This is a genomic window from Kordiimonas gwangyangensis DSM 19435 = JCM 12864, from assembly GCF_000375545.1.
GTDB classification, from domain to species: domain Bacteria; phylum Pseudomonadota; class Alphaproteobacteria; order Sphingomonadales; family Kordiimonadaceae; genus Kordiimonas; species Kordiimonas gwangyangensis.
The window spans coordinates 469,539-482,359 of sequence record NZ_AQXF01000001.1 but is presented as its reverse complement, the minus strand read 5'-3'; the positions used below and the strand labels follow the sequence as shown (position 1 = coordinate 482,359).

Annotated in this window: 15 protein-coding genes; 6 read left to right on the top strand and 9 right to left on the bottom strand. The window is 58.3% G+C overall.

Annotated features, from left to right (window positions below; genetic code table 11):
* Positions 1 to 50: 50 nt before the first annotated feature.
* Positions 51 to 692: a B3/B4 domain-containing protein gene (locus B150_RS19425; RefSeq protein ID WP_020398266.1), complete on the bottom strand. Its 642-nt coding sequence runs from the start codon at positions 690 to 692 to the stop codon at positions 51 to 53.
* Between the two features lie 162 nt (positions 693 to 854).
* On the opposite strand from B150_RS19425, the gene B150_RS0102305 reads away from it, so the two are divergent.
* Genes B150_RS0102305 through B150_RS0102295 form a run of 3 tightly spaced genes read left to right on the top strand, consistent with a single transcriptional unit; the run spans position 855 to position 2,260 of the window.
* Positions 855 to 1,238: a hypothetical protein gene (locus B150_RS0102305; protein ID WP_020398265.1), complete on the top strand. Its 384-nt coding sequence runs from the start codon at positions 855 to 857 to the stop codon at positions 1,236 to 1,238.
* Positions 1,217 to 2,047 (top strand): hypothetical protein, encoded by an 831-nt coding sequence (locus B150_RS0102300; protein WP_155859905.1) that lies wholly within the window; start codon positions 1,217 to 1,219, stop codon positions 2,045 to 2,047. Before B150_RS0102305 ends, B150_RS0102300 begins: the two co-directional genes overlap by 22 nt.
* A 9-nt stretch (positions 2,048 to 2,056) precedes the next feature.
* Positions 2,057 to 2,260 (top strand): hypothetical protein, encoded by a 204-nt coding sequence (locus B150_RS0102295; RefSeq protein ID WP_020398263.1) that lies wholly within the window; start codon positions 2,057 to 2,059, stop codon positions 2,258 to 2,260.
* Positions 2,261 to 2,268: 8 nt separating this feature from the next.
* On the opposite strand, the gene B150_RS0102290 is transcribed toward B150_RS0102295, so the two are convergent.
* The 6 genes from B150_RS0102290 to B150_RS19415 all read right to left on the bottom strand — a co-directional run bounded on the left by B150_RS0102290 (position 2,269) and on the right by B150_RS19415 (position 9,002).
* Positions 2,269 to 2,511: a helix-turn-helix transcriptional regulator gene (locus tag B150_RS0102290; protein WP_020398262.1), complete on the bottom strand. Its 243-nt coding sequence runs from the start codon at positions 2,509 to 2,511 to the stop codon at positions 2,269 to 2,271.
* A 1-nt stretch (position 2,512) separates the two neighbouring features.
* The gene (locus tag B150_RS0102285; protein WP_020398261.1) at positions 2,513 to 2,938 is read right to left on the bottom strand and encodes a hypothetical protein; all 426 of its coding nucleotides are present in this window, start codon (positions 2,936 to 2,938) and stop codon (positions 2,513 to 2,515) included.
* 245 nt (positions 2,939 to 3,183) lie between these two features.
* Positions 3,184 to 5,406, bottom strand: a complete 2,223-nt coding sequence (locus tag B150_RS23505) for a 3-hydroxyacyl-CoA dehydrogenase NAD-binding domain-containing protein (RefSeq protein WP_020398260.1) — start codon at positions 5,404 to 5,406, stop codon at positions 3,184 to 3,186.
* Positions 5,407 to 5,429: 23 nt separating this feature from the next.
* Positions 5,430 to 6,635, bottom strand: coding sequence for an acetyl-CoA C-acetyltransferase (locus tag B150_RS0102275; protein WP_020398259.1), 1,206 nt, complete (start codon positions 6,633 to 6,635; stop codon positions 5,430 to 5,432).
* Between the two features lie 35 nt (positions 6,636 to 6,670).
* Complete coding sequence (locus B150_RS0102270) at positions 6,671 to 8,464, bottom strand: acyl-CoA dehydrogenase C-terminal domain-containing protein (protein ID WP_020398258.1); 1,794 nt, start codon at positions 8,462 to 8,464, stop codon at positions 6,671 to 6,673.
* An 88-nt stretch (positions 8,465 to 8,552) separates the two neighbouring features.
* Positions 8,553 to 9,002 carry a MerR family transcriptional regulator gene (locus B150_RS19415; protein WP_020398257.1) on the bottom strand — a complete coding sequence of 150 codons (450 nt, stop codon included), beginning with the start codon at positions 9,000 to 9,002 and terminating at the stop codon, positions 8,553 to 8,555.
* Positions 9,003 to 9,192: 190 nt separating this feature from the next.
* Here B150_RS19415 and B150_RS19410 point away from each other — a divergent pair, with 190 nt between their 5' ends.
* The 3 genes from B150_RS19410 to B150_RS0102250 all read left to right on the top strand — a co-directional run bounded on the left by B150_RS19410 (position 9,193) and on the right by B150_RS0102250 (position 11,377).
* Positions 9,193 to 9,558, top strand: coding sequence for an Mpo1-like protein (locus tag B150_RS19410; protein ID WP_020398256.1), 366 nt, complete (start codon positions 9,193 to 9,195; stop codon positions 9,556 to 9,558).
* Between the two features lie 119 nt (positions 9,559 to 9,677).
* On the top strand, positions 9,678 to 10,619 hold the full coding sequence (locus B150_RS0102255; protein WP_020398255.1) for a sulfite exporter TauE/SafE family protein: 942 nt from the start codon (positions 9,678 to 9,680) through the stop codon (positions 10,617 to 10,619).
* Positions 10,619 to 11,377: a TIGR02186 family protein gene (locus B150_RS0102250; RefSeq protein WP_020398254.1), complete on the top strand. Its 759-nt coding sequence runs from the start codon at positions 10,619 to 10,621 to the stop codon at positions 11,375 to 11,377. The genes B150_RS0102255 and B150_RS0102250 overlap by 1 nt, the downstream gene beginning before the upstream one ends.
* Before the next feature lie 13 nt (positions 11,378 to 11,390).
* On the opposite strand, the gene tusA is transcribed toward B150_RS0102250, so the two are convergent.
* Both tusA and B150_RS0102240 read right to left on the bottom strand, forming a co-directional pair.
* Positions 11,391 to 11,645 (bottom strand): sulfurtransferase TusA, encoded by a 255-nt coding sequence (gene tusA / locus B150_RS0102245; protein WP_025896990.1) that lies wholly within the window; start codon positions 11,643 to 11,645, stop codon positions 11,391 to 11,393.
* 196 nt (positions 11,646 to 11,841) lie between these two features.
* Positions 11,842 to 12,624: a helix-turn-helix transcriptional regulator gene (locus B150_RS0102240; RefSeq protein ID WP_020398252.1), complete on the bottom strand. Its 783-nt coding sequence runs from the start codon at positions 12,622 to 12,624 to the stop codon at positions 11,842 to 11,844.
* Between the last annotated feature and the right edge of the window lie 197 nt (positions 12,625 to 12,821).

Sequence of the window (12,821 nt, the reverse complement as noted above, 5' to 3'; positions counted from 1 at the left end):
CAAAGTAACAAAATTATTTAAGCGGCTGAATGTGTGGCGGTCAAGGCACCTTAGTGCGCGGGCGCGCAAAAACCTGTGATCAGGGTGTCAGCAATTTCGGCCGCTGCCTCCACATGGGCGATATCGATATTGAGACCATAGACCACAAAAATCAGTTTGCTCGCGCCCTCTGCGACCGCCGTGCGGGTGCTGTCGGAAAACGGGCTACCAAACGGGCCGCGTTCGTCCGCGAGGAGGGGCAGGCCTTCAAGGTTTACCTTGCCGCGGCCAATGCCGTCATAACTTTCACCCGCCGCACCGATGGTCAGGCGAATGTCGCCCTCAATCTTGTCGGCGTCATAACAGCCAATGGGAATGCCGGTCATCAGCGAGACAAGGTTGCCGCTGTCGACCACATTATTGACCTTATAGAGCCCTTTGCCCGCAATCACCCGGCGGGTGAGGCTTTCTGAGGAGGGCCGATAGCGGCTCGGGTCCTTGCCGCAGGCCTTGAAGGCGGCACGAACGCCCGCAATCACCGGGTCGGTGCTTGCTGCTTCACCCATCAGTTCCTCGATCCTCAGGCCCGCGCCGTCTGCAATGGCGTTCGTGAGCGTGTCATCGCTCGGCCGCACCTCAATGCTGTAGTCAAGCATGCCCACATGTACGGGGAAGCCTAATTCCTGGAAACGGGGGTCGATCGTGAATGCCATAGGGACCTCTTGAACGCGGATACGCCCCCAGCATAACGACTGTGCGGAGCCTGTGCAAAGTGTGTGCGTATCAAATTCGGGCGCGCGGACCTAAATTCCTTATAGTTGTAAAAAATCACGCATTTTGCTAAAAGTGTCGCGAGGTGGCTTGGGGAAAATCGCATGAGACTGATGCCTGTTCTGGGGCTATGTGCGCTCATGCTCGCGCCTGCCTGCGCGAGCGTTCACCTCGCCGACGGCGAAGGTGACGCGGAAACCCACCGGTATTTTGGTTTTGTTGAGTTGAAGGTGCCGTCGCGCGACGGCCGCATCCATGCCTATGCGGTCAAAAGCGCGGGTATTGCCCTTGAAGATGGCCTGATGATCGGCTGGCGCGAGAGCGAGCAGGTCATCGTGCCCATCCCGCTTGGGGAGGGCGAAGCGCCCTCTGACGAGGCACCCTGTAGCCTGATTGTAATTGTGCGTTCTGATGCGCAAGCAAAACACGCCCGTGAGATCCTCTCCGGGTTAGACGGGGAAAAGATATGCCTGACATCGTTCCAATGAAGGTGTTCAGCCGTGTGCTCATAGGCACCGTGGCCTTAAGCCTTGCGGCTTGTACGCAAATGACCAAACATTCCAACACACTGGTGTTTGGCACCAACACCACCCTTGGCGTCAAGGTGGGGCAGGACGCGAACCAGACCCCAACCATCGAAATTGGGTATGGCCGTCAGGAAGCGGCATTTGTGCCGGTGCTCGCCAATACGGGCGTGTCCACGGGTGGCGATCTTACTCCCTGCCCGGGCACCGCAGTTAATGGCTCAGGCGGCGCGGTGAAGGTAGACCTTTCCACCTGCAAGTTTGAAGCAAGCCATGACGGGACGGACAAGGACAGCTATTCCACGCTCGCTTCCTTTGGCGCGGATGTCGGTGCAACGGCCAATAGCGGTGAAGTAACCTTGGCGCAGTATTTTGCCACCGGCATTGCGGCACAGGCGCTGGCGCTATCGGGCGGTGCGAACGTTGTGCAGGCTGGTGGCGATACGGCGGCCAAGGCGGATGCGGCGGGCAAAGCGGCTGATGCCATGAAGGCGGAGGCTGAAGCGCGCATTGCGGCTGAGAAAGCCAATGCTGCCAAATATGCTGGCACCATCGATGCGGGCGAATTGGCCGCGAAGGCGATTTTGGGTGCTAACGCAGACCCGGTAGACCCTGCCAAACGCGCGGCACTTGCCAGCAAAATTGGCGTTGGTGCCTGTGATGATGCGGCGCTCTCGGCGCTCGACCAGCACAGTGTCAAACAGTTCCTTGCCGAGATGAAGGCCCAAAAGTTCCAGTGCCTGGCACGGCTCGCGACTGAAGTTCAGAAATAGGGGGGAACCATGGCGAAACTTGAAACCTATGACTCGGAAGCAGGCGCCATCGGTGCGCGCGACCACTACAACCATAACCTTGGCAAGCGGGCCACGGTGTTCAAGGTTCCAGCCGCTGCTGGCAGTGTCTCCGACTATGGCGGTGGCGGGGCTGACCGCATCTTCAAGGACCCGATCGACCCCGGCGCATGGGTTCTGGTGGTAGAAGACTGACGAAACACTCAGTCTTTACTGTCTTCGTCAGGTGTATCACCGCCATATTGGAACACTTCTTCAAGCGGGGCATTCAGCGCGCGGGCAATCTCGAACGCGGCTTCGAGGGAGGGCGAATAGCGCCCCTGCTCGATGGCAATGATGGTCTGGCGTGTCATGCCGATCTTCTTCGCAAGCTCGGCTTGCGTCATCTCGCCCGCCATGAATCTGAGCGTGCGGATGTTATTGCTGATCTTGGTTGCTTTCGCCATCTCACGCGCCCTTGCGGTAGAGGTACAGCCGCATGCTGAAGGAGATGATGACACTCACGGCCATCACGGCAAGAATGGTGTGAGCGATAGCGAAGCTGCTGTATTCCAGCATCACCAGCACAAGGACCGCAAACAGGCCGCAACCCTGCATGTAGCTGCCGATACGTTCGGCCTTCATTTCAATGATATTGTCACGTTCATCAAACTCCAGCTCTTCACCTTTTCGGCGGCTGAGGATCGCGGTCAGGACCATCATCGCTATCACGAGCACAATATGGGCGGCGACCATGGTCCACATGGTGGGGCCGAATTGGCTGATAGCCGTTTCACCAGCGCTCGCAAGCCCATATGCCTCAATGAAATACCAGCCGTAAACCAGAACGGTGGCGACGAGCACACCGATATAACTTCTCTCATTAAAACCCATTGTATTGCTCCTTGCCTCGCTTGGCCCCGCTGTCGTTTTCCCGGGCCGTGTTATCGGTTTTTATCCATGTCAAAAATCCTGTCCTTGATGTCAGGTATTTTTTACATAGTCACTATGTAAGCGTAGGCAGACATGATGTAAAGAATTTTGTACATTGCTAGGCGTAAAAAAACCGCCCCGTGGGAAGCCACGGAGCGGTTTCTTTTACTCGGCACACGCCAGATAAGACGGATGCGGTGTGATGTTTAGGCGGCTTTTTTGCCTGGGATGCGACCGCGGCTGTCGCCTTTGGTGTAGAAAGTCTCACCGTTTGCGGCCATGTCACGCAGCAGTTGCGGCGGCGTGAAGCGGGGGCCGTAGGTCTGGGCAAGTCGGTCAGCCTCGCGCACAAACTCGTCCACGCCCATGGTGTCGATGAAGCTGAACGGGCCGCCGGTGAACGGTGCGAAGCCCCAACCGAAGATGGCACCAATGTCGCCTGATGCGGTGTCACGAAGTACACCTTCCTCGAAGCAGCGTGCACATTCGATGGCCTGGCGGATCATGAGGCGGGATTTCACCTCATCCACGCTGGGCTGGTCGTCGGCGAGCGGGAAGTGTTCGCTCAGGCCCTGCCACAGGTGTTTCGGGCTGCCGTCCTCGGGGTACACGTAGGCACCCTTGCCGTTCTTGCGGCCGAAACGCTCAAGCTCGGTGACCATTTTCTCGACAAAGCCGTCCGCGGGCGAGGGCACATATTTGTCGCCGAGCGCCTTGCGCGTCGCCATGCCCACCTTGTAGGACAGGTCGATCGCTACTTCGTCACCCACTGCCAAGGGGCCAACCGGCATGCCGGCCATCTTGCCTGCGTTCTCAATGAGCGCCGGGTTCACGCCTTCCTTGACCATCGCATAACCTTCCTGCACGTAGGTGCCGAAGCAGCGGCTGGTGTAGAAGCCGCGGCTGTCGTTCACGACAATCGGCGTCTTGCGGATTTGGGAAACGTAATCAAGCGCGAGCGCGAGGGTTGCGTCGTCGGTCTTCTCACCCATGATGATCTCGACCAGCGGCATCTTCTCAACCGGCGAGAAGAAGTGAATGCCGATAAACTGGTGCGGACGGGTGAAGTTCTTGGCGAGGCCGGTGATCGGCAGCGTCGATGTGTTTGAAGCAAACACAACATCCTTGCCGATAACGGCTTCGGTTTTCTCGGTCACGTCCTTCTTGATGTCCTCGGCTTCGAACACGGCCTCGATGATGAGGTCGCAGTCCTTGAGGTCATCATAATTGTCGGTCGGGATGATACGCTCAAGGAAGGCATCGCCTTTTTCCTTGGTGAGCTTGCCGCGGCCGATGTCTTTTTCAACGAGCTTGCGGCTGTAGTCCTTGCCTTTTTCAGCCGAAGCCATGTCACGGTCCAGAAGTACCACATCCATGCCGCCCTTGGCGGACACATAAGCCACACCTGCGCCCATCAGGCCCGCGCCCAGCATGCCAAGGCGCTTGACGGTCTTGCGCTCAATGTTTTTCGGGCGCAGCGACCCTTTTTCAACCGCTTGCTTGTTGATGAAGAGCGAACGGATCATGTTCGGCGCCACGGAACCGGCAAGCAGCGTCATGAAATATTTGCTCTCGATGCGGATCGCGGTGTCGAAATCAACAATGCCGCCTTCATAAAGGCACGACAGGATCGCCTGCACAGCCGGGTAGTTGTGCTGGGTCTGCTTCTGCGCCATGGCGTTTGCGCCGATGAAGGTTTGAACGGCTGCCGGGTTCATGGCACCTGCGCCGCCCGGATATTTGAAGCCCTTCTTGTCCCACGGTGCCAGCGCGGATGGGGATTTCTTGACCCATGCCTTGGCTTTTTCAACCACCTGGTCGGTCGGTGCCATCTCCTGAGCGATACCAAGGCCGAGGGCAACCTGGCCGTTATAGGGCTTGCCGGTGGTGATGGCTTGCGCCGCTGCCTGAATGCCGACAAGGCGCGGCAGGCGCTGGGTGCCGCCCGCGCCCGGCAGCAGGCCAACCTGCACTTCCGGGAAGCCAAGCTGCATCTTCGGGCTGTCGGTGATCACACGGTAGTGGCACGCGAGCACAAGCTCGAACCCGCCACCGAGCGCGAGGCCGTTCACAGCTGCCGCGAACGGCTTGGTGCCCTGAAGCGCCAGTTCCTTGCGCGGCTTGCCGCCGGTCTCAATGAGACGGAGGATTTTATTGAGGCGGAACGCGCCTTCAAAAGCTTCCTCTGGCGTCTGCTCGGCACCCGCTTGTGCGCCCAGCATGTTGAGGTCAGCGCCCGCGAGGAAAGCTTCCTTGCCCGAGGTGATGACAGCGCCTTTGACGGCGTCATCTTCAAGCACCTTGTTCACGCAGGTCTCGAGGTCTTCGATCAGTTGCGCGTTAAATACGTTCATACCGGTGTTCGGCAGGTCGATGGTCAGAAGCGCGATGCCGTCGCCATCAACTTCGTAGCGAATGGTCTCAGTCATTATGGTCTCTCCCTTTCGCTTTGTTATACGCGTTCGATGATGGTGGCGGTGCCCATGCCCGCACCGATGCAGAGCGTGGCAAGCGCGGTGGATTTACCCGTGCGCTCAAGCTCATCCAGCACCGTGCCGAGCACCATGGCGCCAGTGGCACCCAGCGGGTGACCCATGGCGATGGCGCCGCCGTTCACGTTGATATCCTTGTGGTCGATATTGAGCGCTTCCATGAAACGCAGCACCACGGACGCGAAAGCCTCATTGAGCTCCCAGATGTCGATGTCGGACGTGCTCATACCAGCGCGTTTGAGCGCTTTTTCAGCCGCGAAGGATGGGCCGGTGAGCATGATGGTCGGCTCGGAGCCCACAGACGCCATCGAACGGATGCGCGCGCGGGCCTTCAGGCCAAACTTCTCACCCATTTCCTTCGAGCCCACGAGGATGGCGGCAGCGCCGTCCACGATGCCGGAGGAGTTACCGGCGTGGTGCACGTGGTTGATACGCTCAATCTCCGGGTATTTCTGGATCGCGACGTTATCAAAACCAAATTCGCCCATCTGCGCGAACGAAGGCTTCAGCGCACCGAGCGACTGCATGGTGGTCTCCGGGCGCATGAACTCGTCATGGTCCAGCACGGTCATGCCCACAACGTCCTTCACCGGGATGATGGATTTCGAGAAACGCTTGTCGTCCCACGCGGCTTTGGCGCGCTTCTGGCTTTCAACCGCGTAAGCGTCCACATCGTCACGGCTGTGGCCGTATTTGGTGGCGATAAGGTCAGCGGAGATGCCCTGCGGCACGAAGTAGCTGTGGAACGCCACGCTGGGGTCCACCGGCCATGCGCCGCCGTCGCTGCCCATGGGTACGCGGCTCATGCTTTCGACACCGCCACCGATGGCCATGTCAGCCTCGCCGGACATAACTTTTGCCGCCGCGATGTTCACAGCCTCAAGGCCGGATGCGCAGAAACGGTTGACCTGGAAACCGGCTGTGGTTTCAGCGTAGCCCGCGTTGATGGCGGAGACACGCGCGATGTTCGCGCCTTGCTCACCCACCGGCGACACGCAGCCGAACACTACGTCGTCAACGTTCTCGGTATCGATTTCGGTACGTTCACGGATGGCTTGCAGCACTTGCGTGCCGAGCTGAACCGGGGTGATTTCGTGGAGCGAGCCATCAGCCCGGCCACGACCGCGCGGTGTGCGCACGGCATCATAAATATAAGCTTCAGTCATTTCGTCTATAACTCCCTTGTCTTCCCGTCAGGGGTTTAGAAATTGGCGGCGTCGAGGGCCATTACGTCTTCCGCACCGGTTTCGATTTCGGCGAGCAGCGCCTTGATCTCCGGCATGCGGCGTTTGACGTAGTAACGGCCGGTTGCAATCTTGTTCTCGTAGAAACTAGCGTCGCCCGTGCCTGCGTCCAGTGCATCAGCGGCAACTTTCGCCATTTGGGTCCACATCAGGCCCAGAAGCACATGACCAAAGAGGTGCATGTAAGGCGTGGAGGCAGCACCCGCGTTATCCGGGTTGGCCATGCCGTTCTGCATCAGCCACATGGTGGCTTGCGTCAGGTCCTTGAGGCCGGAGCCGAGTGCGTCGGTGAAGGGGCGCAGGCGGTCATCGCCTTTGGCGCTTTCACGGACTTCAGCGGCATATTTGAAGAAGGCTTGCACAGCCCGGCCACCGTTTGCCGGCAGCTTGCGACCGACAAGGTCAAGCGCCTGAATGCCGTTTGCGCCTTCATAGATCTGGGCGATACGTGCATCGCGCACAAACTGTTCCATGCCGTGCTCGGCAATATAGCCGTGACCACCGAACACCTGCTGGCTGGAGACGCAATACTCAAAGCCACGGTCGGTGAACACACCCTTGATGATCGGGGTGAGGAGGCCAACCATGTCTTCCGCCCACTGGCGTTCTTCCTCGGTTTCGGCGCTGTGCATCAGGTCAACAAGCACACCACACCACAGCGATGCCGCGCGTGATGCCTCGTTGAATGCCTTCGCGTTCATCAGCATGCGGCGCACGTCCGGGTGCACGATGATCGGGTCTGCCGGGCCATCAGCGTTCTTCGGTCCGGTGAGCGAACGACCCTGAATACGGTCACGCGCATATTCCGCCGCGTTCTGGTACGCCACTTCCGAGTTGGCGAGGCCCTGCATGCCCACACCAATACGCGCCGCGTTCATCATGATGAACATGGAGCGCAGGCCCTTGTTCAGTTCACCAATCAGGTAGCCCTTGGCGCCGTCGTAGTTCAGCACGCAAGTGGAGTTGCCGTGAATGCCCATCTTCTCTTCAATGGAAGCAGTGTTCACATTGTTGAACTCACCCACGCTGCCGTCCTCATTCACTGTGTATTTCGGCACGATAAAGAGGGAGATACCCTTCACACCGCCCGGTGCATCAGGTGTGCGCGCGAGTACAAGGTGGATGATGTTCTCGGAGAGATCATGGTCACCGGCGGAGATGAAAATCTTGGTGCCGGAGATTTTGTAGGAACCGTCGGCCTGTGGCTCGGCCTTCGTGCGCAGCATGCCAAGGTCGGTACCGCAATGCGGTTCGGTGAGGTTCATCGTGCCGGTCCAGGTGCCTTCAACCATTTTCGGCAGGAATTTCTGTTTCTGCTCGTCCGAGCCGTCAATGGAGATGGCCGCCATAGCGCCTGCCGACAGGCCCGGATACATGGCGAACGCGTGGTTCGAGGAGATCATCATCTCTTCAAAACAGAAGCCAAGCACGTGGGGCAGGCCTTGGCCGCCGTATTCAGGGCTTTGGGTCAGGCCGGACCAGCCACCCTCGACAAATTTCGCATAGGCTTCCTTGAAGCCCTTCGGCGTGGTCACCGAACCGTCGTCATGGCGCGTGCAGCCTTCACGGTCGCCGCTGTAATTAAGCGGTTGAAGCTCGTTTTCACAGAACTTGGCGCCTTCCTCGAGGATGGCGGAGACAAGGTCCGGGCTCACTTCCGAATAACCCGGCAGGTTCGAATATTTGCCGATGTTCAGCACTTCATTCAGGATGAAGTTCATGTCTTTCACGGGGGCACGATAGATTGGCATTTTTTACCTCAACTATGTCTATGACGATTGTTGTTTGATTATGTGACTGCGCGAACGTTGCGCTTTTCAGTGTGTCATCAGTTTCGGATCAGTTTCTGGGCGGATAATGGCGAAGCGGTTCGCCGGTATCGCGCCTGATCCACTGGTCGTTTTTATTGTCCCGCACGAGATTCGCGATCAGCTCGCAGAACTCCTGCAGTTCATCGATGGTGGCGTTGATGTCGTCCCGCTGCTCTTCAAGCGCGCGGATGCGCGACCGGCACTTCTCAACCGTGACCGAGCGCTGGGTCTCACGCCCGTCGCCGATGTCATAAAGGTCGAGCATCTCGCCGATTTCCTGAAGGGAGAAACCCACGCGTTTGCCGCGCAGGATCCACGCCAGCCGCACGCGGTCATTGGCATGGTAGATACGGTTCTGGCCCTGGCGCTCTGGGGTTAAGAGGCCCTGGTCTTCATAATGACGGAGCGTGCGCGGCGTCACGCCAAATTCGCACGCCAGTTCCTTGATGGAATAGGTGTCGGATTTCACCGCTCGCATTGGTAACCTTCCCTTTAATGTGCCTCATTACGTAGTTTACGTTTACGTCAACGTCAAGTGAAGCGGATCGGAAATTTGCTACATGCCTGCTTTCGCACTATATTTTCTGGACGTTGCAGTTTGATTAGAGCGGGCCATCCAGCCCGTGGGGGAGTGAAATCAGCGCGACTCGCGCTATCGGGAGGCAATTATGGCACCAAAATTCGACAGTTTCCGGGAGTTTTTCCCCTACTATCTGGCTGAGCATTCAGACCCGGTCTGCCGGGGTTTGCACTATGCTGGCACCCTGATCGCGACCGCTATTTTCCTCTACGCCATCTTTAGTCAGACATGGTGGCTGCTGCTGGTGTACCCGGTTGTGGGCTACGGTTTCGCCTGGGTTGGTCATTTTGTTTTTGAAAAGAACCGCCCTGCAACCTTCGATTATGCGCGCTGGTCGCTTATTGGCGACTATAAGATGCTATCGCTTTGGCTCACGGGGCGCCTCGCACCCGCGATGGAAGATGCGCTTGCCCGCCACGGCCGCCGCAATTCCAAAGGCGCCGAAGCGCTCTAAGGTGGCAAATCCGGAACCGAGATAAATCATGAAGGGGAGCGGCAGTGTTTGCATTCCGGCGCTAGTTTAGGTAGGAAAAATACATAAACCTTTGCTGGCCTGTTGGGATCAGTCTTCATATGCCGCTTTACCTGCCCATCGCCGAACTTTCGATGAATATCTTCATCGTGATTGGCATGGGGGCTATTGTCGGTTTCCTTTCCGGAATTTTTGGTGTGGGCGGCGGCTTCCTGATGACGCCGCTTCTTATTTTTGCAGGCGTTCCGCCCACGGTCGCGGTGGCTACGCAGTCCAACCAGATTACGGCGGCAAGTGTCTCGGGCGCGCTCGCGCACTGGCGGCGGCAGGGTGTCGACGTCAAGATGGGCATTGTGCTCATTGCGGGCGGTGCCGTTGGTGCCTTTGTCGGTGCACAGGTGTTCACCTATCTGCGCCTGACAGGGCAGGTGGACCTGATGATCGCCATCGCCTATGTGCTGTTCCTTGGCGTCGTGGGCGGCCTGATGCTGTGGGAAAGCCTGCGCGCCATCATGTGGCAACGCCGCGGCTATGTGCCGCCACGCAAGCCGCGCGAGGATCGGCACAAGGCATGGATTCACGCGCTGCCGTTTAAAATGCGCTTCCGCAAATCGCACCTTTATATTTCGGCGCTGTTGCCACTCGCTGTCGGTTTTTTTGTCGGCTTCCTTTCGGCCATCATGGGGGTGGGCGGCGGCTTCGTAATGATCCCGGCGATGATCTATCTTCTTGGCATGCGCACCAATGTGGTGGTGGGCACCAGCCTCTTTCAGATCATATTCGTCACCGCGCTCACGACTATCTTCCACTCCGTCAATACCCAGACGGTTGATATCTTCCTCGCGCTCCTGCTGCTGCCGGGTGCCGTGATCGGCGCGCAAATCGGCGCGCGCATCGGCCTCCGCCTGAAGGCTGAGCAGTTGCGGGCGCTCCTCGCCCTCATGGTACTGCTCGTCGGCGTCAAGATGGGCCTTGGCCTTGTGGTGGAGCCGGACGAGCTTTATTCCGTCGCGGAAGTCACCAGTTTCGAGGGGGCACAGTGATGCGGTCCCTCGTGCTCTTCGTCTCGCTTCTCATCGGTCTTGCCGGTAGCGCTCAGGCGCTGGTGACCGACCTCTCGAGCCGCCGTATTGAAATTCGCTATAGCTTCAACGGGGCGGAGCTCATCCTGTTTGGCGCCGTGGGGGCCACCAGTATCAACACGCTGCGCGATGAGTATGACGTGGTGATCGTGGTGCGTGGGCCTGAAGAACCGGCCATTGTACGTCGCAAGGAACGGGTTGGCGGCATCTGGGTCAATAGCGATGCCATGCGCTTCCCTTCAGCACCCGGGTATTATGCGGTGGCGGCCTCCCGCTCGCTCGAGGAAATTGCCTCGCCTGTGGCGTTTGCAAGTTACGGTATCGGGTTCAAGAACCTGCCGCTTGTGGCTGACAGCGGCACTGGCCGTGGCCTTACTGTGCCACCGCCCGAATTCCGCGACGCACTTTTCCGCCTGCGTACCGGCGAGGGCCTCTATAGGCAGGAGCTCGATACCGTAGCGATTGTTGACGAAGGCCTTTTCCGCACCGACGTGCATTTGCCCGCCAACGTGCCGATCGGCGAGTTTATCGTCGAGACATTCGTGTTCCAGAAAGGCAGCATGAAAGCCCGCCACCGCATCAATATGCATGTGGACAAAGAGGGTTTCGAGCGCGCGGCCTATACCTTTGCGCACGAATGGCCGTTCTTCTATGGTTTGGTCGCGGTGTTTGTGGCGCTTGGGGCTGGTTGGCTCGCGGGCATCATGGGCAAGAAATAATCGCCCACCGGTTTTACGCGGCGTCCTTCCCTTTGCGGATCTCATAGTGATATTGGCCTTCTTCCACACGCGCCATAAGGAGCGTGTGCCCTGCCATTGAGCAGAAGGCCGGCATGTCATGCATGGAGGCGGGGTCGGACGCGATCACGAGCAGCAACTCGCCCTCGGCAATCTCATCCAGCTTGCGGCGCGCCCGCAGGACCGGCATCGGGCAGGCGAGCCCGGTGGCGTCCACGGTTGCGGAAAATCTCTCGTCTATTTGTTCCATGGTACCCAAAACCTTGAATGCGGGGAGAACACGCCCACATGTCACACATCGTCGTTGATAGATTTCACAGTAGCGAAAATTTCTCAATAGGCGGTTAATGACGCGTGCAATTCTTGCGCGCGGAACTTGCACAAAACCCGCGCACATTCCGCACAAAAGCCGCACACTTTCCGCACAGTGTGCGGACACGCGAAAATCAGTCGTCGAGGATACCGAGGCGCATGGCACTCGGCAGGATTTCACGGGTGGAGGTGACGGCCAGCGCTTCCTTCAGTTCCTTGATATGGAAGGACACGGTGGGTGCGCTCACGCCAAGGCGCAGCGCGATCTGTCCGTTTGTCAGCCCCGCGTTGAGCTGCTGCAACACCTCATGCGGGCGGCCCTTGATACCAAGGCGCGCCGCGCGCTCCTTCCGTTCCAGCGGTTGGTAGAATGTGTGCATATAGATGCTGGCGAGGTGAACCTCGTCCCCATGCATCTTCATGATTTCCTTCAGTTTATCAATGCGGTGGGCGGCATGGAGCGTAACTTCCCCGTGCCCGCGACCAAACGCGTGACGCAGCGGAAAACCAACGGCGGAGAAGATGCCGTAATGCTCGGCGCGCTGCAGGATAAAGTCGAAACCCTTGAAGTTCGGGTCGTTGGGATCAAGAAGCTCCCGCGCCATATAGAGCGGCTGCATGGAGCGTTTCTCGATCTGGTGGATCATCGGGTCCACCTTTTCGTAGTGGCGGCTCTGGTATTCTTCCACGCCTTCCTTGGGCATGGAGGTGATCCAGGTGCGGCCAGCGAGTGAGACACGAACATGGGTGTCCTTGCCGTTCTCTTCTTCAACGGGGGTGTTTATCGGCGCGTAGGAATAGCCATAGGTGGCGCATTTGAAGCCCCGATCCGCAATGAAGTCGAGGAAATGCTGCCATACTTCATGGCTGGTCGTTGCTGTTTCCAACTGGCCAATGAGCGTGCTCACATTGTCCACAAACAGTCTCCAACTGGTGATCTGATCTTATAGGCTTTGGCAGGAAGTAGTGCACAACCTCCGCACATCAAGCAAGTGAAAGATAGATGAAAAATTCAAGATTTGTCAAAAGTGTGGGAAAGTTTCCCAAGAAAAGGTAAAGCCCGCCCCTTGGGTGAGGGGCGGGCTGGTGACCGGGATTGGGTATGTCCCGGTCG